The organism is Streptomyces sp. NPDC052301, assembly GCF_044593395.1.
In the GTDB taxonomy this organism is placed as follows: domain Bacteria; phylum Actinomycetota; class Actinomycetes; order Streptomycetales; family Streptomycetaceae; genus Streptomyces.
In genome coordinates this window covers 799,103-823,237 of record NZ_JBIUBE010000001.1, presented here as the reverse complement: position 1 = coordinate 823,237, position 24,135 = coordinate 799,103, and the positions used below count along the sequence as shown (strand labels likewise).

At 71.5% G+C, this 24,135-nt stretch carries 21 protein-coding genes and 3 pseudogenes; 10 read left to right on the top strand and 14 right to left on the bottom strand.

The genetic code is table 11. From position 1 onward, the window contains the following. Positions 1–75: 75 nt before the first annotated feature. Positions 76–1,116, bottom strand: coding sequence for an NAD(P)-dependent oxidoreductase (locus tag ACIHEJ_RS03515; protein ID WP_400131701.1), 1,041 nt, complete (start codon positions 1,114–1,116; stop codon positions 76–78). Between ACIHEJ_RS03515 and ACIHEJ_RS03510 the strand changes: the two genes are divergently transcribed. Together ACIHEJ_RS03510 and ACIHEJ_RS03505 are read left to right on the top strand one after the other, a co-directional pair. Beyond that, a complete protein-coding gene (locus ACIHEJ_RS03510) occupies positions 1,058–1,660 on the top strand; it encodes a TetR/AcrR family transcriptional regulator (RefSeq protein WP_400131699.1) in 603 nt (200 codons plus the stop codon). The genes ACIHEJ_RS03515 and ACIHEJ_RS03510 overlap by 59 nt on opposite strands. A 74-nt stretch (positions 1,661–1,734) precedes the next feature. Further along, positions 1,735–2,076: a VOC family protein gene (locus tag ACIHEJ_RS03505; RefSeq protein ID WP_400131697.1), complete on the top strand. Its 342-nt coding sequence runs from the start codon at positions 1,735–1,737 to the stop codon at positions 2,074–2,076. Positions 2,077–2,211: 135 nt separating this feature from the next. Here ACIHEJ_RS03505 and ACIHEJ_RS03500 read toward each other — a convergent pair. Both ACIHEJ_RS03500 and ACIHEJ_RS03495 read right to left on the bottom strand, forming a co-directional pair. After that, positions 2,212–2,358: pseudogene (locus ACIHEJ_RS03500) on the bottom strand (MFS transporter); the annotation flags it as partial. A 100-nt stretch (positions 2,359–2,458) separates the two neighbouring features. Then, the gene (locus ACIHEJ_RS03495) at positions 2,459–3,124 is read right to left on the bottom strand and encodes a TetR/AcrR family transcriptional regulator (RefSeq protein ID WP_400131695.1); all 666 of its coding nucleotides are present in this window, start codon (positions 3,122–3,124) and stop codon (positions 2,459–2,461) included. Positions 3,125–3,288: 164 nt separating this feature from the next. Between ACIHEJ_RS03495 and ACIHEJ_RS03490 the strand changes: the two are divergent. After that, positions 3,289–3,576 (top strand): annotated as a pseudogene (locus ACIHEJ_RS03490) (shikimate dehydrogenase); the annotation flags it as partial. A 194-nt stretch (positions 3,577–3,770) separates the two neighbouring features. On the opposite strand, the gene ACIHEJ_RS03485 reads toward ACIHEJ_RS03490, so the two are convergent. From ACIHEJ_RS03485 to tkt, 7 genes are read right to left on the bottom strand one after another with little or no spacing between them, the layout of a single operon-like run. Next, on the bottom strand, positions 3,771–4,364 hold the full coding sequence (locus ACIHEJ_RS03485; protein WP_400131693.1) for a histidine phosphatase family protein: 594 nt from the start codon (positions 4,362–4,364) through the stop codon (positions 3,771–3,773). 6 nt (positions 4,365–4,370) lie between these two features. Continuing rightward, the gene (gene gnd, locus ACIHEJ_RS03480; protein ID WP_400131691.1) at positions 4,371–5,249 is read right to left on the bottom strand and encodes a phosphogluconate dehydrogenase (NAD(+)-dependent, decarboxylating); all 879 of its coding nucleotides are present in this window, start codon (positions 5,247–5,249) and stop codon (positions 4,371–4,373) included. 6 nt (positions 5,250–5,255) lie between these two features. Continuing rightward, entirely contained in the window at positions 5,256–6,908 is a 1,653-nt protein-coding gene (gene pgi, locus ACIHEJ_RS03475) for a glucose-6-phosphate isomerase (protein ID WP_400131689.1), read from the bottom strand. A gap of 1 nt (position 6,909) precedes the next feature. Then, on the bottom strand, positions 6,910–7,836 hold the full coding sequence (gene opcA, locus ACIHEJ_RS03470) for a glucose-6-phosphate dehydrogenase assembly protein OpcA (RefSeq protein ID WP_400131687.1): 927 nt from the start codon (positions 7,834–7,836) through the stop codon (positions 6,910–6,912). Then, positions 7,833–9,425, bottom strand: coding sequence for a glucose-6-phosphate dehydrogenase (gene zwf / locus ACIHEJ_RS03465; protein WP_400131685.1), 1,593 nt, complete (start codon positions 9,423–9,425; stop codon positions 7,833–7,835). The genes opcA and zwf overlap by 4 nt, the downstream gene beginning before the upstream one ends. Next, the gene (tal, locus tag ACIHEJ_RS03460) at positions 9,422–10,567 is read right to left on the bottom strand and encodes a transaldolase (protein ID WP_400131684.1); all 1,146 of its coding nucleotides are present in this window, start codon (positions 10,565–10,567) and stop codon (positions 9,422–9,424) included. The genes zwf and tal overlap by 4 nt, the downstream gene beginning before the upstream one ends. A gap of 24 nt (positions 10,568–10,591) precedes the next feature. Further along, positions 10,592–12,667, bottom strand: a complete 2,076-nt coding sequence (gene tkt, locus ACIHEJ_RS03455; RefSeq protein ID WP_400131682.1) for a transketolase — start codon at positions 12,665–12,667, stop codon at positions 10,592–10,594. Positions 12,668–12,812: 145 nt separating this feature from the next. Between tkt and ACIHEJ_RS03450 the strand changes: the two genes are divergently transcribed. Beyond that, a complete protein-coding gene (locus tag ACIHEJ_RS03450) occupies positions 12,813–13,742 on the top strand; it encodes a helix-turn-helix domain-containing protein (protein WP_400131680.1) in 930 nt (309 codons plus the stop codon). 364 nt (positions 13,743–14,106) lie between these two features. Here the strand turns inward: ACIHEJ_RS03450 and ACIHEJ_RS03445 are convergent, their stop codons facing one another. Further along, a complete protein-coding gene (locus ACIHEJ_RS03445) occupies positions 14,107–15,585 on the bottom strand; it encodes a glycoside hydrolase family 16 protein (RefSeq protein WP_400131678.1) in 1,479 nt (492 codons plus the stop codon). A gap of 414 nt (positions 15,586–15,999) precedes the next feature. Here ACIHEJ_RS03445 and ACIHEJ_RS03440 point away from each other — a divergent pair, with 414 nt between their 5' ends. Further along, a complete protein-coding gene (locus ACIHEJ_RS03440) occupies positions 16,000–16,338 on the top strand; it encodes a nuclear transport factor 2 family protein (protein ID WP_400131676.1) in 339 nt (112 codons plus the stop codon). A 61-nt stretch (positions 16,339–16,399) separates the two neighbouring features. Here ACIHEJ_RS03440 and ACIHEJ_RS03435 read toward each other — a convergent pair whose 3' ends face one another. Next, complete coding sequence (locus tag ACIHEJ_RS03435; RefSeq protein WP_400131674.1) at positions 16,400–16,993, bottom strand: DUF4981 domain-containing protein; 594 nt, start codon at positions 16,991–16,993, stop codon at positions 16,400–16,402. A 425-nt stretch (positions 16,994–17,418) separates the two neighbouring features. On the opposite strand from ACIHEJ_RS03435, the gene ACIHEJ_RS03430 reads away from it, so the two are divergent. From ACIHEJ_RS03430 to ACIHEJ_RS03420, 3 genes and pseudogenes are all read left to right on the top strand, one after another. Then, a complete protein-coding gene (locus ACIHEJ_RS03430) occupies positions 17,419–18,756 on the top strand; it encodes a 6-phospho-beta-glucosidase (RefSeq protein ID WP_400131672.1) in 1,338 nt (445 codons plus the stop codon). A gap of 160 nt (positions 18,757–18,916) precedes the next feature. Continuing rightward, positions 18,917–19,510, top strand: a pseudogene (locus tag ACIHEJ_RS03425) (RNA polymerase sigma factor); the annotation flags it as partial. Positions 19,511–19,814: 304 nt separating this feature from the next. Then, on the top strand, positions 19,815–20,771 hold the full coding sequence (locus tag ACIHEJ_RS03420) for a CU044_5270 family protein (protein ID WP_400131670.1): 957 nt from the start codon (positions 19,815–19,817) through the stop codon (positions 20,769–20,771). Between the two features lie 41 nt (positions 20,772–20,812). On the opposite strand, the gene ACIHEJ_RS03415 is transcribed toward ACIHEJ_RS03420, so the two are convergent. Continuing rightward, entirely contained in the window at positions 20,813–21,940 is a 1,128-nt protein-coding gene (locus ACIHEJ_RS03415) for an ATP-grasp domain-containing protein (protein ID WP_400131668.1), read from the bottom strand. 284 nt (positions 21,941–22,224) lie between these two features. On the opposite strand from ACIHEJ_RS03415, the gene ACIHEJ_RS03410 reads away from it, so the two are divergent. Then, positions 22,225–23,130 carry a metallophosphoesterase family protein gene (locus ACIHEJ_RS03410; RefSeq protein WP_400131666.1) on the top strand — a complete coding sequence of 302 codons (906 nt, stop codon included), beginning with the start codon at positions 22,225–22,227 and terminating at the stop codon, positions 23,128–23,130. Continuing rightward, a complete protein-coding gene (locus ACIHEJ_RS03405; protein WP_400131664.1) occupies positions 23,078–23,758 on the top strand; it encodes a 4'-phosphopantetheinyl transferase in 681 nt (226 codons plus the stop codon). The genes ACIHEJ_RS03410 and ACIHEJ_RS03405 overlap by 53 nt, the downstream gene beginning before the upstream one ends. Positions 23,759–23,788: 30 nt before the next feature. Here ACIHEJ_RS03405 and ACIHEJ_RS03400 read toward each other — a convergent pair whose 3' ends face one another. Then, positions 23,789–24,016, bottom strand: a complete 228-nt coding sequence (locus ACIHEJ_RS03400) for a hypothetical protein (RefSeq protein WP_400131662.1) — start codon at positions 24,014–24,016, stop codon at positions 23,789–23,791. Positions 24,017–24,135 lie beyond the last annotated feature (119 nt).

Sequence of the window (24,135 nt, the reverse complement as noted above, 5' to 3'; positions counted from 1 at the left end):
GCCGTCTGGGGTGTCGCGCACTCCGTCCGCGAACAGCGGCACGCAGCGGACGATCTTCTGCATACGGTAGGCGGACTACGGCACCTCGGTGGTCCGCATCTCGATCGCCCGCAGCACGGCGACCATGTCCTCGCCGCCGTACCCCTGGGCCACCGTCTCCTCGAACAGCGAGTGGCACACGTCGAGGAGCGGTGACGCCAGGTGGGCCTTGCGCGCCGCCTCGGCGATGAGCCGGTTGTTCTTGAGTACGTCCAGCGCCGCCGCCTGTACCGCGAAGTCCCGCTCGCGCAGCTTGGGTGCCTTCATCCGGGAGACCGCGCTCGCCATGGGGCCCGCGTCGAGGACGTCGAGGAACAGCCGCCGGTCCAGGCCCTGCCGCTCGGCGAAGTGGAAGGCCTCGGTCAGTCCGGTCACCTGGGTGATCAGGAAGAGGTTCACGGCCAGCTTCATCAGCAGGGCGCGCGGCGCCGGGCCGCACAGGAACGTCTGCCGGCACATCGGGGCGAGCAGTGGTCGTACGGCGGCCACTGCGGACCGCTCCCCGGCGAGCATGGCCACCAACTGCCCCTGCTCGGCCGGGACCCGTGACCCGGAGACGGGTGCCTCGACGTACCGGCCGCCGGCAGCCCGCACATCGGTCTCCAGGGCGTGGGAGTACTCAGGGGAGGTCGTCCCCATGTGGACGACGGTGCGGCCCGCGACCCGTGCCGCCAGGGCGGGGGTGCCGCGGCCGAGGACCGTGTCGACGGCTGCCTCGTCGGCGAGCATCAGCAGCACCACGTCCGTGCGTGCGAACAGCTCGTCGACGTCCGCCGCGACCTCGGCGCCGGCCGCCCGGAGCGGCTCGGTGCGTTCGGTGGTCCGGTTCCATACCACCAGGGATGTTCCGGCGGCCGCCAGACGCAGAGCCATGGGCCGGCCCATCACTCCGAGACCGATGAAACCGACGTTCATGGGGGCTGCCCTTCGCTCCGCGGGCCGACTATGACCGCTGTCATAGTAGCGGGCGTTATGACGACGGTCATAGAATGGGGGCGGTGACGATCGGAGGGCGACGATGACCGAGGCGCGGCGGGGACCGCGGGAACGGATGGTCTTCAGCGCGGCCCAGCTCATCCGGCGTGACGGGGTCACCGCGACCGGGATGCGCGAGGTCGCCGCACACGCGGGCGCACCGCGCGGCTCGCTCCAGCACTACTTCCCGGGCGGCAAGGAACAGCTGGTCAACGAGGCGGTCGCGTGGGCCGGACGGTACGCGGGCAAACGGATCTCGCGCTTCCTCGCGGGGCTCGAGGAACCGACCCCGAGCGGTCTGTTCGCGGCGATGGTCGGCCAGTGGACCGACGAGTACGAGGCCGACGGCTTCGCCGCGGGCTGTCCGGTCGCCGCCGCCACGGTCGACTGTGCCTCCTCCGGCAGCACCACCCGCCAGGCCGCGGCGGCCGCGTTCACGACCTGGCGCTCCCCGCTCGCCGACGCCCTCACCGGGATGGGCGTACCGGCCGCCCGCTCCGAGTCCCTGGCCACGCTGATGATCAGCACTCTGGAGGGCGCGATCATCCTGGCCCGCGCCGAGGGAGACGCACGGCCGTTGAAGACGGTGGTCAGAGAACTCGGCCCCCTGCTCGATGCGGCAGCGGCGACGTCTCCGGGTTCGTGAGCGTGGCCGGCCGTGCGGCGGGTCATCGGCTTCCGGTGCTTGTCCGGCCCCGCCCGCCGCACTAACCTCCGCCCGTGATCAACGGTGCGCATGTGGTGCTCTACAGCCGAGACGCGGAGGCCGACCGGGCCTTCCTGCGCGACACCCTTCGATGGGCACATGTCGACGCGGGCCACGGATGGCTCATTTTTCAGGCGCCGCCCGCGGAGGTGGCCTGCCACCCCACGGAAGGCGCGCCGGCGCATGAGCTGATGCTGATGTGCGACGACCTCGACGCGACGCGACGGCAACTCGCGGACCAGGGAGTGGAGTTCACCCGGCCTGTGGAGGAGGCTCGCTGGGGCCGGGTGACCGCGTTCCGCCTTCCGGGCGGCGGCGAACTCGCCCTGTACGAGCCCCGCCACCCGAAGCCGTAGGCGGTAGACAGTAGACGGCGGATCGTAGCCGGTAGCCGGTAGCCGGTAGCCGGTAGCCGGTAGCCGGTAGCCGGTAGCCGCTTGGCGGCGGCTGACGGAGGGCGACCCAGGGCCAGGCCCCCGGGCAGGCAGACCCCGGCGCCCGCCCTCAGGCCGCACCAGCGCGCCGAGCGACCGGGCCGCGTAGGCGACGCCGAACGTGGCGAGCGAGAGCAGGGTGGCGGTGGCCGGATCGAAGGCGTCGAAGAACACCTTGGGGAAGATCAGCGCGGCGGCGCTGCCCAAACGATTAACCCACTGGATAGTTAGTTATGATGGGTGGGATGTTGCGCCCGTCCTTCCCGCGTGTCAAGAGGTGCTGCGTGGGCTGTCGTGGTGTGGGTCAGTCGGCGGTCCGCTCGGCCGTCAGGTATGCGATGACCATGTCGCCGAGCATGGTGCGGTAGTGGTCCCGCTGCGCCGGGTCCACCAGGTCGCGGCCGAACAGGGCGCCGAATGTGTGCCGGTTGGCGACCCGGAAGAAGCAGAACGAGCTGATCATCGCGTGCAGGTCGACGGCGTCCACCTGGGCTGTAAAGAGCCCGGACTCCTGGCCCGTGGCGAGGATCCGGCGGATCACCTCCAGGGCCGGGGAGCCGATCCTGCCGAGTTTCTCGGAGGCCGCGATGTGCTCGGCGCCGTGAATGTTCTCGATGCTGACCAGGCGGATGAAGTCCGGGTGCTGCTCGTGGTGGTCGAAGGTCACCTCGGCGAGGCGCCGGATCGCGGCGACCGGGTCCAGGTGTTCGACGTCCAGTTGCTGCTCGGCCTCCCGGATCACGCCGTAGGCGCGTTCCAGCACGGCCGTGAACAGCTGCTCCTTGCCGCCGAAGTAGTAGTAGATCATCCGCTTGGTGGTGCGGGTGCGGGCGGCGATCTCGTCGACGCGGGCGCCGTCGTAGCCGGCGCGGGCGAACTCCTGCGTGGCCACGTCGAGGATCTCGGCCTTGGTCCGGGCGGCGTCGCGCACCCGCCCGCCGGGTCGTACCGGTTCTTCGACGCTCGTCATCGGGTTCCTTCGGGCCGTGGGACGCCTGGGCGGCACGCGCGTGCGCGTGCCGGTGATTGTAGAAGCAGGTTCCCGGATCGTGGCGGGGGCTTCCGCGCGAGCCGCACGGCTGCTAGAGCTAACGTACCAGTTAGTACATTAGCCTTGTTGCTCGGGAGGTCCGCGTGGCCAAGGACTCGTATCTCGTCGGACTGATCGGAGCCGGGATCGGTCCCTCGCTCAGCCCCGCCCAGCACCAGCGCGAGGCGGACCGCCAGGGCCTGCGCTATGTGTGCCGGCTGCTCGACCTCGACGTGCTCGGCGTGCGTCCGGAAGCGGTCGGCGACCTGCTGCGCTCCGCACGTGACCTCGGCTTCGACGGACTGAACATCACCCACCCCTGCAAGCAGCTGGTCATCGGCCACCTGGACGCGTTCGATCCGCAGGCCGGAGCGCTCGGCGCGGTCCACACACAACTGGATCTCGTATACCGTCAACTGGACACCGGCGATTGGATCCTGGTGACCGGATCCCAGCTACTGGATCCCGACTATTGGATCCCCGCGACCGAATCCCGGCCGCCGTTCGACGCCGTTCGACGCCACACGGCCACCGCACGACCGTGGCCCGGCCCACCACAGGTGGACCGGGCCATGAGAAAGCGCCGTTACGGCTGTCTGTTCCACTCCGCGATCACGGGACGCCCATGCTCGGTGGACAGCCGGCTGACCGTGCCGGTGGCCAGCTGGAACAGCCGGCCCTCGGCGGGCGGCAGGCCCAGTCGGCGGGCGGTCAGCACCCGCAGGAAGTGGGCGTGGGCGACGAGGACGACGTCCCCGGCGTCCTCGTCGAGCGCCGCACCGATCCGGGCCAGCACCCGGTCGGCGCGGGCCCCGATCTGCTCGGGCGACTCGCCCGGGTGCCCCTGCGGGCCGGGCGGCACGCCGTCGGTCCACAGGTCCCAGCCGGGGCGGGTGCGGTGGATCTCGACGGTGGTGACGCCCTCGTAACCGCCGTAGTCCCACTCGTGCAGGTCCGGGTCGGGCACGACCCCGGCCAGGCCCGCCAGTTCGGCGGTGCGTATCGCGCGGTCCAGCGGGCTGGCCAGCGCGTGGGCGTAGGTCCGGCCGGTGAGGAGCGGAGCGAGGGACTTGGCCTGTTCCTCGCCGTGCCCGGTCAGGGGCAGGTCGGTGTAGCTGGTGTGCTGTCCCGACCGGCTCCACTCCGTCTCACCGTGGCGGACCAGTAGGAGGTCCCCCACGGCCGGTCAGTCCTTCTTCTCGACGGCGTGTCCGCCGAACTGGTTGCGCAGCGCCGCGATCATCTTCATCTGCGGGGAGTCGTCCTGCCGGGACGCGAACCGGGCGAAGAGGGAGGCGGTGATCGCGGGCAGCGGGACGGCGTTGTCGATGGCCGCCTCGACGGTCCAGCGGCCCTCGCCGGAGTCCTCCGCGTAGCCGCGCAGCTTCTCCAGGTGCTCGTCGTCGTCCAGGGCGTTGACCGCGAGGTCGAGCAGCCAGGAGCGGATGACGGTGCCCTCCTGCCAGGAGCGGAAGACCTCGCGGACGTTGTCCACCGACTTGACCTTCTCCAGCAGTTCCCAGCCCTCGGCGTAGGCCTGCATCATGGCGTACTCGATGCCGTTGTGGACCATCTTCGAGAAGTGCCCGGCGCCGACCCGGCCCGCGTGGACGTAGCCGTACGGGCCCTCCGGCTTGAGCGCCTCGAAGACCGGCCGCAGCCGCTCCACGTGCTCCTTGTCGCCGCCGACCATGAGGGCGTAGCCGTTCTGCAGGCCCCACACGCCGCCGGAGACGCCCGCGTCGACGAAGCCGATGCCCTTGACGCCGAGTTCGGCGGCGTGCTTCTCGTCGTCCGTCCAGCGGGAGTTGCCGCCGTCGACCACCGTGTCGCCCTCGGACAGCAGGTCCTTGAGCTCGTCGACGACGCCCTGGGTGGCGGTGCCGGCCGGGACCATCACCCAGACCGTGCGGGGTGCGTCCAGCTTCTGGACGAGTTCCTCGAGGCTCTTGACGTCGGACACCTCCGGGTTGCGGTCGTAGCCGATGACGGTGTGGCCGGCGCGGCGGATGCGCTCGCGCATGTTGCCGCCCATCTTGCCGAGACCGATGAGACCGAGCTGCATGTCAGTTCACTTCCTAAGCGTGCGGTAGGCGGCGACGAGGGCCTTGGTGGACGGGTCCAGACCGGGTACGTCGGCGCCGTCGGTGAGGGCGGGTTCGACGCGCTTGGCGAGGACCTTGCCGAGTTCGACGCCCCACTGGTCGAAGGAGTCGATGTTCCAGACCGCGCCCTGTACGAACACCTTGTGCTCGTAGAGGGCGATCAGCTGGCCGAGGACGCAGGGGGTGAGTTCCTCCGCCAGGACGGTCGTGGTCGGGCGGTTGCCGTGGAAGGTCTTGTGCGCGACCAGCTCCTCCGGCACGCCCTCCGCACGGACCTCCTCGGGTGTCTTGCCGAAGGCGAGGGCCTGGGTCTGGGCGAAGAAGTTGGCCATCAACAGGTCGTGCTGCGCCTGGAGTTCACCGCTCAGCTCGGCCACCGGCCGGGCGAAGCCGATGAAGTCCGCCGGGATCAGCTTGGTGCCCTGGTGGATCAGCTGGTAGTACGCGTGCTGCCCGTTGGTGCCCGGCGTGCCCCACACGACCGGCCCCGTCTGCCATTCCACGGGCTCGCCGTCGCGCTGCACCGACTTGCCGTTGGACTCCATGTCCAGCTGCTGCAGGTAGGCGGTGAACTTCGACAGGTAGTGGCTGTAGGGCAGGACGGCGTGCGACTGGGCGTCGTGGAAGTTGTCGTACCAGATGCCCAGCAGGCCCAGCAGCAGCGGCGCGTTGGCCTCGGCGGGCGCGGTGCGGAAGTGGTCGTCGACGATGCGGAAGCCGTCGAGCATCTCACGGAAGCGGTCCGGGCCGATCGCGATCATCAGGGACAGGCCGATCGCGGAGTCGTACGAGTACCGGCCGCCGACCCAGTCCCAGAACTCGAACATGTTGTCCGGGTCGATGCCGAACTCGGCGACCTTCCCGGCGTTCGTGGACAGCGCCACGAAGTGGCGGGCGACGGCCTTGTCGTCGCCGTCGAAGGCCTCGAGCAGCCAGGAGCGGGCCGAGGTGGCGTTGGTGATGGTCTCGATCGTGGTGAACGTCTTGGACGCGACGACGAACAGGGTCTCCGCCGGGTCCAGGTCGCGGGTGGCCTCGTGCAGGTCGGCACCGTCCACGTTGGAGACGAAGCGGACCGTCAGATCGCGCGCGGTGTACGGGCGCAGCGCCTCGTAGGCCATCGCGGGGCCGAGGTCGGAGCCTCCGATGCCGATGTTGACGACGTTCTTGATGCGCTTGCCGGTGTGGCCGGTCCACTCACCGGAGCGGACGCGGCCGGCGAAGTCCGCCATCTTGTCGAGCACCGCGTGCACGGCCGGGACCACGTTCTCGCCGTCGACCTCGACCACCGCGTCCCGCGGGGCGCGCAGCGCGGTGTGCAGCACGGCCCGCTGCTCGGTGACGTTGATCTTCTCGCCGCGGAACATGGCGTCCCGCTGTGCGAACACGCCGGTGGCGTCGGCGAGTTCCTGGAGCAGGGCCAGGGTCTCGTCGGTGATCAGGTGCTTGCTGTAGTCGATGTGCAGGTCGCCGACCCGGACGACGTACCGCTCGGCGCGGCCGGGGTCCGCGGCGAACAGTTCGCGCAGGTGCGGCCGGCCCGCGGCGCGGTGGTCGGCGAGCGCCGTCCACTCGGGCCGCCGGGTGAGCTTCGGGGTGTCTGACGGGGCGTCGGACATGTCAGGCGTTCTCCTTGCCGGCCTCGCCCGTGAGGGCGATGGCGTACATCTCGTCGGCGTCGAGGCGGCGCAGCTCCTCGGCGATGAGTTCGGAGGTGGGGCGGACCTTCAGGGCGAGGGTGCGCGGCGGCTGGCCCGGCAGGGTCAGGGTCGCGAGGGGGCCCTCGGGGCGGTCGACGACGATCTCGCCGTTCGCGGTGCCGAGGCGTACGGCCGTGACGAACGGGCCGCCGGTCACCACCCGGTCCACGGGGACGTCGAGGCGGACCCCGATCCAGCGTGCGAGGAGTTCGGCGCTGGGGTTGTCCGCCTCGGCCTCCACGGCCGCGGACGTCACCTTCACCCGGGCCTGGTCCAGGGCCGCCGCCAGCATGGACCGCCACAGGGTCAGCCGGGTCCAGGCGAGGTCGGTGTCGCCGGGCGCGTAGTTGTCGGCCCGGGTCTGCAGGACCTCCAGCGGCCGCTCGACCGCGTACAGGTCGGTGATCCGGCGCTGGGCGAGCGCGCCCAGCGGGTCCTTGGACGGGGTGTCGGGCGCCTCCACCGGCCACCACACGACGACGGGCGCGTCCGGCAGCAGCAGCGGCAGGACGACCGAGTCGGCGTGGTCGGACACCTCGCCGTAGGTGCGCAGTACGACGGTCTCGCCGGTGCCGGCCTCGGATCCGACCCGGACCTCGGCGTCGAGCCGGGAGTGGGTGCGGTCGCGCAGGGTGCGGGCGTGCCGCTTGATGACGACCAGGGTGCGCGAGGGGTGCTCGTGCGAGGCCTCCTCGGCGGCCTTGATCGAGTCGTAGGCGTTCTCCTCGTCCGTGACGATGACCATCGTCAGGACCATGCCCACGGCCGGGGTGCCGATGGCGCGGCGGCCCTGCACCAACGCCTTGTTGATCTTGCTTGCCGTGGTGTCGGTCAGGTCGATCTTCATGGCCTGCGCCAGCTCCGTCCGTCTCGTGCGAGCATCTCGTCCGCTTCCGTCGGTCCCCAGCTGCCCGACGCGTACTGCGCCGGCCTGCCGTGTGCCGCCCAGTACGCCTCGATCGGGTCGAGGATCTTCCAGGACTCTTCCACTTCCTGGTGACGGGGGAACAGGTTCGCGTCGCCGAGCAGCACGTCCAGGATGAGCCGCTCGTACGCCTCCGGGCTCGACTCCGTGAACGACTCGCCGTAGGCGAAGTCCATGGACACGTCCCGGATCTCCATCGAGGTGCCCGGCACCTTCGAGCCGAACCGGACCGTCATGCCCTCGTCGGGCTGGACGCGGATGACGATCGCGTTCTGGCCCAGCTCCTCCGTCGCCGTGGAGTCGAACGGTGAGTGCGGGGCCCGCTTGAAGACCACCGCGATCTCGGTGACCCTACGGCCGAGCCGCTTGCCGGCGCGGAGGTAGAAGGGGACGCCGGCCCAGCGGCGGTTGTCGATGCCGAGCTTGAGCGCGGCGAAGGTGTCGGTCTTCGACTTGGGGTCGATGCCGTCCTCCTGGAGGTAGCCGACGACCTTCTCGCCGCCCTGCCAGCCGGCCGCGTACTGCCCGCGCACGGTCGACGCGCCCAGGTCCTTCGGCAGGCGTACCGACTTCAGCACCTTCAGCTTCTCGGTGAGCAGCGCCTCCGCGTCGAACGCGATCGGCTCCTCCATGGCGGTGAGCGCCATCAGCTGCAGCAGGTGGTTCTGGATGACGTCGCGCGCGGCGCCGATGCCGTCGTAGTAGCCGGCCCGGCCGCCGATGCCGATGTCCTCGGCCATGGTGATCTGCACGTGGTCGACGTAGGAGCGGTTCCAGATCGGCTCGTACATCTGGTTGGCGAAGCGCAGCGCCAGGATGTTCTGGACGGTCTCCTTGCCGAGGTAGTGGTCGATCCGGAACACCTGGTCCGGTTCGAACACCTCGTGCACGATCGTGTTCAGGTCGATGGCGCTGGCCAGGTCGTGACCGAACGGCTTCTCGATGACCGCGCGCCGCCACGCGCCCTGGGGCGGGGTCGCCAGGCCGACCTTCTTCAGCTGCTGGACGACCTTGGGGAAGAACTTGGGCGGCACCGACAGGTAGAAGGCGAAGTTGCCGCCGGTGCCGCGGGAGGCGTCCAGCTCGTCGACGGCGTCCTTGAGCTGCTTGAACGCGGTGTCGTCGTCGAAGTCGCCGGGGATGAACCGCATGCCCTCGGCGAGCTGCTGCCACACCTCCTCGCGGAACGGGGTGCGGGAGTGCTCGCGCACCGCGTCGTGCACGACCTCGGCGAAGTCCTGGTCCTCCCAGTCCCGGCGGGCGAAGCCGACCAGGGAGAAGCCCGGCGGCAGCAGACCGCGGTTGGCGAGGTCGTACACCGCCGGCATCAGTTTCTTGCGCGACAGGTCACCGGTCACACCGAAGATGACCAGCCCGGACGGGCCGGCGATGCGGGGGAGGCGGCGGTCGCGGGCGTCCCGCAGCGGGTTCTCCCAGTCGGCGGCCGGAATCACCGGGACCTGCACCGCCTCGGGTGCGGGTGCCGCGGCGGCGGGTGCGTTCTCGGTCATCGGACGTCAACTCCCTTGTTCGTCAGGGACTTCGCTACGGCGTCCAGCAGCTCCTGCCAGGCCGCCTCGAACTTGGCGACGCCCTCGTCCTCGAGCTGCTGGACGACCTCGTCGTAGGAGATGCCCAGCCGCTCGACGGCGGCCAGATCGGCGTGGGCCTGTGCATAGCCGCCGGTCACCGTGTCGCCGGTGATCTCGCCGTGGTCGGCGACCGCATTCAAGGTGGCCTCCGGCATGGTGTTGACCGTGCCCGGCGCGACCAGCTCGTCCACGTACAGGGTGTCCTTGTATGCGGGATCCTTCACACCGGTGGACGCCCACAGCGGACGCTGCTTGTTCGCCCGGTCGCCGGCCAGCGCCAGCCAGCGCTCGGACGCGAAGGCCTCCTCGTACGCCTCGTAGGCGAGACGGGCGTTGGCGAGGGCCGCGCGGCCCTTGAGGGCGAGGGCCTCGTCGGTGCCGAGGGCGGTCAGCCGCTTGTCGATCTCGGAGTCCACGCGGGAGACGAAGAACGACGCCACGGAGTGGATCGTCGACAGGTCGAGGCCGCGCTCGCGGGCCTTCTCCAGGCCGGCCAGGTAGGCGTCCATGACCGCGCGGTAGCGCTCCAGGGAGAAGATCAGCGTGACGTTGACGCTGATGCCGAGGCCGATGACCTCGGTGATCGCCGGCAGGCCCGCCTCGGTCGCCGGAATCTTGATCATCACGTTGGGGCGGTCGACCAGCCAGGCCAGCTGCTTGGCCTCGGCGACGGTCGCCTGTGTGCGGTGGGCGAGGCGGGGGTCGACCTCGATGGAGACGCGGCCGTCACGGCCGGCCGAAGCGGTGTATACAGAATGCAGAATATCGGCGGCGGTCCGCACGTCGGCGGTCGTCAGCATCCGCACCGCCTCCTCGACCGTCACCCCCCGCACGGCCAGGTCGGTCAGCTGCTCCTCGTACCCCTCACCCGAGCCTATGGCGGCCTGGAAGATCGACGGGTTGGTGGTGACGCCGACGACGTTCCTGTTCTCGATCAGGTCGGCCAGGTTGCCCGAGGCGATCCGCTTGCGCGACAGGTCGTCCAGCCAGACGGAGACCCCCTCATCGGCAAGGCTCTTGAGGGCTCCGGCGGTGGCGATTGCTTCGGTCACGGTAGTCATCTTTCTCGTGGTGTCGCGATCGGATCAGGCGCGCGCGGCGGCGAGCGACTCACGGGCCGCCGCGGCGACGTTCTCGGGGGTGAAGCCGAATTCGGCGAACAGGGTCTTGGCGTCGGCGGAGGCGCCGAAGTGCTCGAGGGAGACGATGCGTCCCGCGTCGCCCACGTACCGGTACCAGGTCAGCCCGATCCCGGCCTCGACGGCGACCCGGGCCCTCACGGCAGGCGGCAGCACCCGCTCGCGGTACGCGCGGGGCTGCTCCTCGAACCACTCCACGGACGGCATCGACACCACCCGCGTGCCGATCCCCTCGGCCTCGAGCCGCTCCCGCGCGGCCACGGCGAGCTGCACCTCGGAGCCCGTCGCGATGATGATCACCTCCGGGACCTCTGTCGACGACTCGCGCAGCACATAGCCGCCCTTGGCCGCGTCCTCGTTCGGCGCGTACACCGGCACGCCCTGGCGGGTGAGCGCGAGCCCGTGCGGGGCGGGGTTCTCGGCGTGCCTCTTCAGGATCTCGGCCCAGGCGATCGCGGTCTCGTTGGCGTCGGCCGGGCGGACGACGTTCAGGCCCGGAATCGCGCGCAGCGAGGCCAGGTGCTCGACCGGCTGGTGGGTGGGGCCGTCCTCGCCGAGGCCGACGGAGTCGTGCGTCCACACGTACGTCACCGGCAGCTGCATCAGGGCCGACATCCGGACGGCGTTGCGCATGTAGTCGGAGAAGACGAGGAAGGTGCCGCCGTAGATGCGCGTGTTGCCGTGCAGGGCGATGCCGTTCATCTCCGCGGCCATGGAGAACTCGCGGATGCCGAAGTGGACGGTACGGCCGTACGGGTCGGCTTCGGGCAGCGGGTTGCCCTTCGGCAGGAAGGAGGACGTCTTGTCGATGGTGGTGTTGTTCGACCCGGCCAGGTCGGCGGAGCCGCCCCACAGCTCGGGGATCACCGGTCCGAGGGCCTGCAGCACCTTGCCGGAGGCGGCACGCGTGGCGACCGACTTGCCCTCCTCGAACACCGGCAGCGCGTCCTGCCAGCCCTCGGGCAGCTCGCCCTTGCTGATCCGCTCGAAGAGTTCGGCGCGCTCCGGCTGCGCGCTGCGCCACTCGGCGATCCGCTTGTCCCAGGCCGCATGTGCCTCGGCGCCCCGGTCCAGGGCGCGGCGGGTGTGCCGGAGAACCGAGTCGTCGACCTCGAAGCTCCGCTCCGGGTCGAAGCCGAGGACGCGCTTGGTGGCGGCGATCTCCTCCTCGCCGAGTGCGGAGCCGTGGGAGGCCTCGGTGTTCTGCGCGTTCGGGGCGGGCCAGGCGATGATCGTGCGCAGTGCGACGATCGAGGGCCGCCCGGTCTCGTCCTGCGCGGCCCTCAGCGCCTCGTACAGGGCGGGCACGTCGACGTCGCCGTCGGCGGTGGGCTCGACGCGCCGGGTGTGCCAGCCGTAGGCCTCGTACCGCTTCAGCACGTCCTCGGAGAAGGCGGTCGCGGTGTCGCCCTCGATGGAGATGTGGTTGTCGTCGTAGAGGAAGACCAGGTTGCCGAGCTTCTGGTGGCCGGCGAGCGAGGAGGCCTCGGCGGAGACGCCCTCCTCCAGGTCGCCGTCGGAGACGATCGCCCAGACGGTGTGGTCGAAGGGGGAGGTGCCCTCGGGAGCCTCCGGGTCGAACAGGCCGCGCTCGTAGCGGGCGGCCATCGCCATACCGACGGCGTTGGCGACACCCTGGCCCAGCGGGCCGGTGGTGGTCTCCACGCCCGCGGTGTGCCCGTACTCGGGGTGGCCCGGCGTCTTCGAGCCATGGGTGCGGAACGCCTTCAGGTCGTCCAGCTCCACCTCGTACCCGGCGAGGAACAACTGCGTGTAGAGGGTCAGCGAGGTGTGGCCGGGGGAGAGGACGAAGCGGTCACGGCCGGCCCACTCCGGGTCGGCAGGGTCATGACGCATCACCTTTTGAAAGATCGTGTACGCGGCAGGTGCCAGGCTCATCGCCGTGCCCGGGTGCCCGTTGCCCACCTTCTGCACCGCATCGGCCGCCAGAATACGGGCAGTGTCCACGGCTCGCCGGTCAAGGTCGGTCCACTCGAAGCTCTCGGAAGTGTGTGCGCTCATCTTCAAGAAGTCCTCGTTCGGTGCGGGAGGCTGGCCTAGCGCGTTCAAACTTAAAAGTCGGACTTTTTCGAGGGAAGGTCGGGGTGTGTCAGTCTGTGGTGAATCTGGGACAGCGATCACGGAACACGGACGGCGCGAACAGGACATGGCCGACAGAACGCCACAACCAGCCGGCGGAGCCACGGACGGCCACGCAGTCACAGCCACGGACGGCGACGGAATCAGAACCTTCCCCTTCCCGGCCGAGCTGGCCGTCGGCGGCGTCGGCATGCAGATCGGACCCATGGGAACCGGCCGCACCTGGCACGCCGACGCCCCGCTCGACCGCGTCCACCGCATCGACTTCCACGTCGTCATGCTCTTCACCGACGGCCCCGTACGCCACATGGTCGACTTCGCCGAGTACGACGCCACGGCCGGCGACCTGCTGTGGATCCGCCCCGGACAGGTCCACCGCTTCTCCCGGGAATGCGTGTACCGCGGAACCGTCCTCACCATGCAGCCCGGCTTCCTGCCGCGCGCCACCGTCGAGGCCACCGGCCTGTACCGCTACGACCTCCCGCCGCTGCTGCACCCCGAACCCGCCCAGCGCGCCGCGCTCCAGGCGGCCCTCGACCAGCTGCGCCGCGAGTACGAGGACACCGCGACCCTCCCGCTCAGCCTGCACACGGCCGTCCTCAGACACACCCTCACCGCGTTCCTGCTGCGCCTCGCCCACCTCGCGGCCCGTTCCGCCGAGGTCTCCCGGCAGCGGACGGACAGCACCTTCACGCGGTTCCGTGACGCCGTGGAGCAGGGATTCGCCACCAATCACAGCGTCAGCGCCTACGCCGACGCCCTCGGTTACTCCCGCCGCACCCTCGTCCGCGCAGTCCGCGCGGCCACCGGCGAGACACCGAAGGGATTCATCGACAAACGCGTCGTCCTGGAGGCCAAACGCCTCCTCGCGCACACCGACATGCCGATCGGCCGCGTCGGGGCGGCCGTGGGCTTTCCCGACGCGGCGAACTTCTCAAAGTTCTTCCATCTGCACACCGGACAGACGCCGGTGGCGTTTCGGGCGGAGTTGCGGTGAGGGAGCGGGGCGGACAGTGCCGAATGGGCTCAAAGGGGGCGGGCGGGCTGAAGGGGCCTTGCCGGGGGTTGGGGCCGGGGGTTGGGGCCGGGGGCCGAAGGCCGTGGGCCGGGGCCCGGGAGACGGGGCGGGCGGTGAGGGGACTTCGAGGCGCGGGTCTCTCGATGTCCGGTGCGGGCCGCACCGGCGCCGAGCTGCCGCGTGACCGCGTGAGCGCGTGACCGCGTGATTGCGTGGCCGCGTGGCTGGGTGACTGCGCGTGGCCGCGTGACTGCGCGTGGCTGGGTGAACGCGTGGCCGTGTCGTGGCGGCGGCGCCAGGGAGCGACCGTGCGGGACGGCCGACCCCGGGCGCCGCCAAGTGCTCAGTGACCGAAGTCGAACCAGTTCACGTTCACGAAGTCGGCCGGCTGGCCGCTGGTGAACGTCAGATAGACGTCGTGCGTGCCGGTCACCGCGTTGATATTGGCCGGTACCGTCCTCCAGCTCTGCCAGCCGCCCGTGTCGCCCACCGCGAAACTGCCGATCGGCGCGTTGCCGCGACTGTCCAGCCGGACCTCGACCAGACCGCTCACCCCGGACGCGGCGCCGCTCGCCACCCGCGCATTGAACTGGGTGGCCGCCGTCGAGCCGAACTTCACGCCCTTGTACAGCGCCCAGTCGCCGTTCGCGATGTAACCGACGTCCTGGCCGCCGCCGGTGTCCGTGGTCGTCTCGGTGCTCACACCCGACTGACTGTCGTACGACTCGGCCTGGACGGCGCTGTAGGCGTCCCGGTCGCCGGACGGCGGGGGAGTGGTGCCGCCGCCGGTGCCCGAGGACTGCAGGACCTGCACATAGTCCACGGCCATGGGGTGGCCGGGCTCGGTGGCTCCGGTCGGGCCGCCGCCGAAGGCCCCGGGGAAGCCGCCGCCCATCGCCACGTTCAGGATCACGAAGAAACCGTGGTTCGTGGCGTTCGCCCAGGTCGTGGCGTCCATCTGGTTCGCCGTGACCGTCTGGTAGGTGACGCCGTCGACGGAGAACCGGATGGCCTCCGGGCTCACCGAACGGTCCCACTCCATCGTGTAGGTGTGGAAGCCCGACTGACAGGTGGTGTTCGGGCAGGCGGTCGAGTTGCCCAGCCCCGTCGTCTCGTTGCAGGGGCCGCCCGGGTTGGTGCCGCAGTGCATGGTGGCCCACGTCTTGTTCAGGCCCTGGACGTTCTCCATCACGTCCAGCTCACCGACGCTCGGCCAGTTCTGGTAGTTGCCGCGGTAGGGCGCGCCCAGCATCCAGAAGGCGGGCCAGTACCCGGCGGCCGCGTCGCCGGTCACGTTCGGCATCTGGACACGGGCCTCGACGCGGAGCTTGCCTCCGGCCGGGGGCTGGAAGTCGGTGCGGGTGGTCTCGATACGGCCCGAGGTCCAGTTGCCGGAGGCGTCGCGGCGCGGGGTGATGAGCAGGTTGCCGTTGCCGTCCAGCGCGACGTTGTTCGTGCTGGAGGTCATCGTCTCGACCTCGCCGGTGCCCCAGTTCGCGGCGCCGCCCGGGTACGACGTCCCGGTGTCGTACTGCCAGTTGGCCGTGTTCACGCCCGAGCCGGCAGAGCCGTTGAAGTCGTCCACGAAGAGCTGGGTCCAGCCGGAGGGAGGTGCGGGCGCGGAGGCGCCGGCGGGGAGGGTGCCGACGGTCGCCAGGGCGGCGGCCAGGCTCAGCGTGCCGAGGGCGGCGACGAGGATCCGGCGGACGGAATACCGCCGCCGGTGCACTGTATGCGAACGACTGCCGCTTGTATGCGAAAGTCCGCCGCCTGTATGCGAACGTCTGCTGTTTGTATGCGATATGCCGGGGGTTTCGCTCATGGGGGATGCCTCCCGGGTGCGGGATGGGGGATGCGGATGACGGCTTGAGAGCGCTCCCAAGGTGCCGACAATGTGCTCCCCGCCTCCACGGTCGTCAAGACTTGAAACAAAGAAACTCCTTGACCTGCACGGGAGTTCACCGGCTGAAGCCGCCCCGGCCCGCTCAGACCGCGCCCCCGCCTTCCAGCCGGCCCAGGGACCTGCGCCACGTGCGCCACTTCTACGACACGCCTTCCCTCGGACCTCCGTCACTGCCGGGCATCGTGCGCGACGTGTCTGGGACGCTCCTGCGGAACCGGAGGGTGCGCGCTGAGATGCCGGTGAGGACGCGCGGCGTCACCGTCCGCGGGCGGCACCGGCACCGCCTATCGTGGCCGCGTACGGTCATCCCTGCCGCGCGAGGACGGACAGCGCATGAACGGTTCCCCGGCGAGCGTCGTCGAGGCGGCGTTCCGCCACTACCGGTCGCAGGACCGCGAGGCGGCCCTCCCGCTCTACGCCGACGACTTCACCTTCACCAGCCCCCAGGACGACCACATCGGCAAGGAGGCGTTCTTCGCGCGCTGCTTCCCCACCGCCCACCGCTTCACCGACCAGCGGATCCTGCATCTCGTCGCCGCCGACGAGGAGGTCGTGTTCGTGCAGTACGAGTACGGGCTGAGCGGCGGCGAGGGGTACCGCAACGTCGAGGCGATCACCGTGCGGGACGGGCTCATCCGGGAGGTGCGGGTCTTCTTCGGCGGCACGGTGTGAGGCACGACGCGCCCCGTGCGCCGCGCCCCGCGCGCCGTCGGGCCGCTCACGTGCGGCGGCGTCAGCGGGTCAGGGAGGCGGGGACGGGCAGCACCCGGACAGGTCCCCTACCGTCCGTCTTCACCGGCGGGCCGTCAGTGCCCCGCCCGGTCACCGCGGCGGCGGCCCGCAGCCGGATCCGGGGTGCGCACACCTCGGTGCCGGGCGGCACCCACGGCCGGCCCTCGGCCGTCACGACCCGCAAGGTCAGCCACGCCTCGCCGCCGTCCTTCGGCAGCTCCAGCGGCAGCGGTACGGCCGCGGTCTCGCCGGGCCGCAGATCGGGCAGTTCGGCGGGCGCGGTCAGCGTGCGGCCGTCGGCCAGCGACAGCTCCCACGTGCCCGTCAGCCCACCCAGGCCCCACCGGCGCCGGTGATTGGTGACGACGATGCCCTCGTGCCGGAAGCAGCGGATGCGCACCGGAGCCGCGTGCTCCCGCTGCCCGCGCCGGACCGGCGTCGAGGTGCGGCCCGGGGAGGCCGCCTCGCCCGCACCGAACGGCCCGCGGTGCACCGGCTCTCCGAAGTCGCCGTACACCCGGCGACGGCCGGACGCGGCGACACCGCCTGTGTACGGCCCTGCGCCCAGGCGCCCGCCCGGTGTTCCGTCGCTCACGTGCCGCAGGATCGCGTGGCCCCGCAACTCCCGGATGAAGTGCCCCTGAAGATCCGGCGGGGACTCGATGACCACGGCGCGCCAGGTCGAGGAACGCGCCGGCGGGTCGCGTCGGGCCGGTCGTCGACCCGCGGGTCCGACGGTGTCCTCTTGCGCTGCCCGGCCGTGTCGCTCGCCGCGATCATGGCAGGCTTGACCGGCATCTCGAGCCAGGCCGCGGCGCGGGACCTGGGCGCGGCACCTCGACCGAGGTCCGCGGTCCCGGGGACCGGACCCGGGCCTGGACGTGGTGGTGGCGTACGCGCCGGTGGCCCCGGCCGTCCGGTCCGCGCCGCGCTGCCGCTGCCGCTGCTGCAGCGGCAGCGGCAGCGGCAGCGCGGCGGGGTCGAGGTGGTGGGTGGCAAAGACTCGGGAAGGGTGCAGAGGTGAAGCTGACGATTCTGGGTGGCGGCGGGTTCCGGGTGCCGCTTGTATACGGTGCGCTGCTGACCGACCGCGCCGACGGGCGGGTGACGGAAGTCGTGCTGCAGGATCTCGACGACCGTCGACTGTATGCGGTAACCCGTGTACTGGCGGAACAGGCAGCGGGCATCCCGGACGCCCCCACCGTCACCGCCACCACCGACCTCGACGAGGCGCTGCACGGCGCCGACTTCGTCTTCTCCGCGATCCGCGTCGGCGGCCTCGCGGGCCGCGCGGACGACGAACGGGTGGCACTCGAGCAGGGAGTCCTCGGCCAGGAGACCGTCGGCGCCGGCGGGATCGCCTACGGTCTGCGGACCGTCCCCGTCGCCGTCGACATCGCCCGGCGCGTGGCCCGCCTCGCCCCGGACGCCTGGGTCATCAACTTCACCAACCCGGCCGGTCTGGTCACCGAGGCCATGTCCCGCCACCTCGGCGACCGCGTCATCGGCATCTGCGACTCACCCGTCGGCCTGGGCCGCCGTATCGCCCGCGTCCTCGGCGCCGACCCCGGCGAGGCCTTCGTCGACTACGTCGGCCTCAACCACCTCGGCTGGGTGCGCGGCCTGCGTGTTGCGGGGCGCGACGAACTGCCGCGCCTGCTCGCCGACCCCGTGCTGCTCGGCTCCTTCGAGGAGGGCAGGCTCTTCGGCACCGACTGGCTGCAGTCCCTCGGCGCGATCCCCAACGAGTACCTGCACTACTACTACTTCAACCGGGAAGCCGTACGCGCCTACCAGGAGGCGGAGAAGACCCGGGGCGCCTTCCTGCGCGAGCAGCAGGCCCTGTTCTACGAGGAGGCCTGCCGCACGGACGTCTCCGCCCTGGACGTCTGGGACCGCACCCGCGCCGAGCGCGAGGCCACCTACATGGCCGAGAACCGGGAGACGGCCGGCGCCGGTGAACGCGAGGCCGACGACCTCTCGGGCGGCTACGAGAAGGTGGCGCTCGCGTTGATGCGGGCCATCGCGCGGGACGAGCGGGCCACGCTGATCCTGAACGTGCGCAACCGGAGCACCCTCGCGGCGCTCGACGCCGATGCCGTCATCGAGGTGCCCTGCCTCGTCGACGCCAACGGCGCCCATCCGTTCGCGGTCGACCCGCTGCCCGGGCACGCGAGCGGGCTGGTGTGCGCGGTCAAGGCGGTGGAACGCGAGGTGCTGTCGGCCGCCGGTTCCGGATCCCGTGCGGCGGCGGTGAAGGCCTTCGCGCTGCACCCGCTGGTCGACTCCGTGAACGTGGCCCGCAGGCTCCTCGAGGGGTACACCTCCGTCCACCCGGGCCTCGCCTACCTCGCATAGGCGGAGAGGACACGACCGTCCGTCGCCCGTGGACCCATGTGCCCTGTGAGGCAGATCACTTGACGGGGTGGAACTTCCCGGCGGGCATCGGCGAACAACAGGCGTCCGAGACACGGTCGTGAAGGGATACGGAAATGAACGACAGAGGTACGGCGTGACATTGCTGCCGGACACCGGTGCCGCTGTCGCCGCAGCAGCGGACGCGGTCGGCGGCTCCGACAGCTCGGTGATCGAACGTTCCTGGGGCACGCCCGACGTGTTCGCCGGGATCTTCGACCGCCACGCCGACGACATCCACCGCTACATCGCCCGACGGCTGGGCGCCGACACCGCCGACGACCTGATGGCGGAGACGTTCGTGATCGCGTTCCAGCGGCGCCGGCGCTACGACCTGACGCACACGCACGCCCGGCCCTGGCTGTACGGGATAGCCACCAACCTGATCGGCCGGCACCGCAGGGACGAGGCCCGCCGGCTGCGGGCGCAGTCACGCATGGCGTCCCTGGCCCCGCACCCGGAGCACGGCGGCCCCGAGGACCCGGTCACCGACCGGCTCGATGCCGCGGCCACGCACGCCGCTCTGGCCGGCGCCCTGGCCGCCCTGCCGGCCCGGCAGCGGGACGTGCTGCTGGTGATCGCCTGGGGAGAACTCGACTACGCGGAGGCCGCGGAGGCCCTCGGCGTCCCCGTCGGCACCGTGCGCTCCCGTCTGCACCGGGCACGCGCCAGGCTGCGACGGGCGCTCGACGGAACCGCCTCCGCCACGTCGACGGGAACCGGCCCCGCCACGTTGACCGGTACCGGCCCCGCCACGTCGACGGGAACCGCCTCCGCCACGTCGACGGGTACCGGCCCCGCCACGTCGACGGGTACCGGCCCCGCCACGTCGACGGGTACCGGCCCCGCCACGTCGACGGGTACCGGCCCCGCCACGTTGACGGGTACCGGCCCCGCCACGTCGACGGGAACCGGCCCCACCACGTCGACCGCAACCCCCTCCGCCACCTCGACCGCAACCGCCCCCGCCACCTCGACCGCACCGCAGAAGGAGACCGACCGTGGATGAACTGACACGGGTGCGTGAGTGGGGCACCGACGAGCGCGGGCCGTCCACCCGGGCCCGTTCCGCCGCTCGGGCCCGCCTCACCACGGCGATCGAGGACGAGACCCGCGGCACGGCCCCCGGCGTGCGCCGGCCGAGCCGGCGGATCGTGGTCCGCGGCGCGCTGGCCGGCCTGACCGCGGCGGCGGCGGGCGCCGCCGTCGTGGTGACCCGGGGAGCCGACCACGGCACCGGCGACGGCCGCGCGCCCCGGCTGGACACGGTCAGCGCGACACAGGTGCTGCACCGGGCCGCCGACCGGACGCGCGCCGCGGGCAGCACCCTGCCGGTGCCGCGCGACGACCAGTACTTCTACACCCGGACGTTCATCCGGCGGACGCCGGTGAAGGGCGGGCGGACCCGGACGTGGACCGACGAGAGCTGGATGTCGGTGGACGGGTCGAAGCCGTCCCTGCGTGAGGAGTACGGGAAGGTCCACCACGATCCTCCGCTCGGCCCGCACGAGGTGGTGTGGCCTCCCACCGTCTACGCCAAGCTGCAGAAGATGCCGACGGACCCCGACCGGCTCCTGGCGCGGTTCCGGGGAAGCGAACCGGACGATCCCCATCGCGACCTGCGGGTGTTCTTCGAGGGCTGCATGCTCATGATGGGGCCGCGGGTGATGCCCCCCGGCCTGCAGGCCGCCGCCTTCGAGATGCTGTCGAAGCTGCCCCGGATCCGCCTGGACCGGGGGGCCACGGACGTCGCCGGGCGGAAGGTCGTCGGGGTCTCCTACCCCGAGTCGTCCTTCACGTTCCTCTTCGACCGCACGACGTACGACTACATGGGCCTGCGCACCGAGGGAAGCGTCCCGAAGAAGGTGCACGGCGAGTGGAAGCAGACCGGCTTCTACTACGAGACCAGGACGCTGCGGGAACTGCAGGTGGTCGACCGGATCGGGCAGCACCGCTGACGGGCGCCCGGTGACGGCCGGGAGCCGGCGCGGGACCGCGTCTAGAGCGGCAGTGCCTGCGCCGCCCCGGCCGTCTCCGCCCTGCCCTGGGGTGCCGGAACCGCCGGCAGCAGCACCTCGCCGGCCACCCGCTGCTGCGGCAGCGACGCGGTCAGCAGCGGACGCGGCCCCGACACCACCGTGTAGTCCTGCCCCAGGAACGGCGGTTCGATCACTCCGGGATCCTCGCCCAGTGCCAACTGCACTGCGGCCCACGGCGCGTTCACCCCGCAGAGCGACAGCTGATGCAGCCCTCCGGCGGGCCGCGTGTTGACGTCGAGGAGCACCGGGCGGTCGCCGAGCATCCGGAACTGGACGTTGGACAGGTGGTGCAGCCCGAACCCCTCCGCGACCAGCCGGGCCGGCGCCAGCCATCGCTCGTCCAGGGTGAATCCCCGGCGGCGGCCGTTCTTGGTGCGGCCGACCGCGAGCCGCACCCGGTTGTCCGTGCCGGTCAGGCAGTCCACGGACACCTCGGGCTGCTCCAGGCGCGGCATCACCAGCCAGTCCACCGGCTCCTCGGCCTGGCGCAGCGCCTCGACGACCAGGTCGAGCTGGACGTAGGGGCCCGGGAAGCCCGCGAGGCCGGCCAGCGAGAAGGGGGAGCGTGTGATCATCCGGAACCCGACCCCGCCCGCGCCGGCCGCCGGCTTGAAGCACGCCCGGTGCCCGGCGTCCTCCAACTCCTCGACGGCGTCCAGGAGTTCGTCGGCCGTCCGCACCCGCCACCACGGCGGAACGGGTACCCCGACCGAGCGGACCGCCTCGTAGGCGGTCGCCTTGTCCTCGAAGACGGCCACCGCCTGCGGCGTCGGCGCCAGCAGCGCCGTACCGGCCGCCGTGAACTCGGCGCGGTGCGCCACGATCGCGGCCTGGTGCAGCCGGGGCACGAACACGTCGATGCCGCGCCGCGCGCACTGGTCGAGGGCGTACTCGACGTACGCGGCCGGGGACAGCCCGTCCGGCTCCAGTTCGGCGGTGTCGGCGGCGGCCAGCACGGGGGAGTCGGGATCGCCGTGCGTGGCATGGATCTCCACCGCGCGGTCGCTGGGGTTTCTGCGCAGCTGATCCATGAAGAACACGTTCTCCGCGTACGTGCGGTTGAGCCAGACGCGTACGCGAGAGAGCATGCAGGCCGCCTTTCGGGGGTTTTCGGGCAGGGCGCAGCGGCCCGTGCCCGGGCAGGAAGGAGGAAGGGACACCGAACGGCCCTGTGGGAAGGGAGGTGAGGGCGTTGGTGTTGGGGCGATCATACGGCTTTCAAGGGCCCGTGCGTGCAACGCGGATGTTACGGATCCGCGGGTACGGCAGGCGGGTGCGCCGGGGTGTCGACACGCGGCCGGGAGGCCTCTTGTCCGGGCTGCGTGAATGTGTTCTCGTGGTGCGGACGGCTGATGATCGAGAGGGGCGCGGGGTGGATGCGACGGCCGGGGCCGGACAGCTGTGGGCCATCAGCGACCTGCACATCGGCTACCGGGAGAACCGGGCCCTGGTCGAGGGCATGTACCCCGACAGCGACGACGACTGGCTGATCGTGGCCGGTGACGTCGCGGAGACCGTCGACGACATCCGCTGGACCCTCGCCACGCTCGCCGGCCGCTTCCGCACCGTGCTGTGGGCGCCCGGCAACCACGACCTGTGGACCCACCCGAGCGACAGCGTCACCCTGCGCGGCGTCGCCCGCTACGAGCATCTGGTGGACGTCTGCCGTGAGTTGGGCGTGATCACCCCCGAGGACCCTTATCCCGTGTGGCACGGTCCCGGCGGGCCGGCCGTCGTCGCCCCGCTGTTCCTCCTGTACGACTACTCGTTCCTGCCGGCCGGCTGCACCAGCAAGGCCGAGGGCCTGGCCTACGCCGAGAACACGGGGATCGTCTGCACCGACGAGTACCTGCTGCACCCCGATCCCTACCCGACCCGTGAGGACTGGTGCCGGGCCCGGGTCGCCGAGACCGAGCGCAGGCTCGCCGCGCTGCCCGCCGGCCTGCCGACCGTGCTGGCGGCCCACTACCCGCTGGACCGCCACCCCACCGAGATCCTGCGGCACCCCGAGTTCGCCATGTGGTGCGGCACCGAGCTGACCGCCGACTGGCACCGCCGGTTCCGCGTCGCCACGATGGTCTACGGACATCTGCACATCCCGCGCACCACCTGGCGCGACGGAGTCCGCTTCACCGAGGTCTCCGTGGGATACCCCCGCGAGTGGCGAAGGCGCCCGGAACCCCCGGGAAGGCCGCGCCGCATCCTGCCGATGGAGGTCGAAGCCGGTGATCGAGGAGCTGCTCCCGGAGTCGGTCGTGGCCGTGGAGGCACACCGTGACGACCCGCTGTGGGAAGCGCCGCTCCACCCGCAGGAGGAGGCGCTCGTGGCGCGTGCGGTGGCCAAGCGTCGCCGCGAGTTCGCCGCCGTGCGCGGCTGCGCCCGGCGCGCCATGGAGAAGCTCGGCGTGCCCGCGCAGCCCGTCGTCAACGGCGAGCGGGGCGCCCCCCGCTGGCCGGCCGGCCTGGTCGGCAGCATGACCCACTGCGACGGCTACTGCGCCGCCGCACTGGTCCGCGCCACCGATCTGCTCTCCCTCGGCATCGACGCCGAACCGCACGGACCGCTGCCGACGGGCGTCGCCCCCTCGGTGAGCCTGCCCGCCGAGGCCGAGCGGCTGGCCCGGCTCGCCGCGGAGCGGCCCGCCCTGCACTGGGACCGGATCCTGTTCAGCGCCAAGGAGTCGGTGTACAAGGCGTGGTTCCCGCTCACCCGGAAGTGGCTGGATTTCACCGAGGCCGACATCACCCTCCTCCCGGGCCCGGGGGAGGAGCGGCGCGGCACCCTGAGCGCCGAACTCCTCGTCCCCGGGCCGGTGGTCGGCGGCCGCCGGCTGCGGACCTTCTCCGGTCGCTGGGCCGTACGTGACGGGCTGGTGACCACCGCCGTCGTCGTACCGCACCCCTGACCCGACGGCGGGCGGGTCCGGCCCGGCCGCTCAGGCGGGCGGGCACCAGTCGCGCAGCAGCCGGAAGAACTCCTCCTCGTTGCCCGCGAGTCCGGCCCGCGCCAGGGCCTGCTCCGCCTCGGCGAGCACGGCGGGTGGGACCACCGCGGGCCGGGCCGCGTCCGGTGGCCCGTCGAAGGCGGCACGCACCGTGTGCAGCAGCCGAAGGTAGGCCTGTACGGCGGTGCGCTCACGGTCGGTCAGTACGGCGGTGGGCATCGGTCGGCTCTCCCCGAGTAGGCAACGCGGTCACACGCCCTGCGGCGCACCCACCAGCTTGCCGCCCACCACTGACAACGCCCCTGCGATCCGCGCCGCTCGGCCCGCTCGGCGGAGGC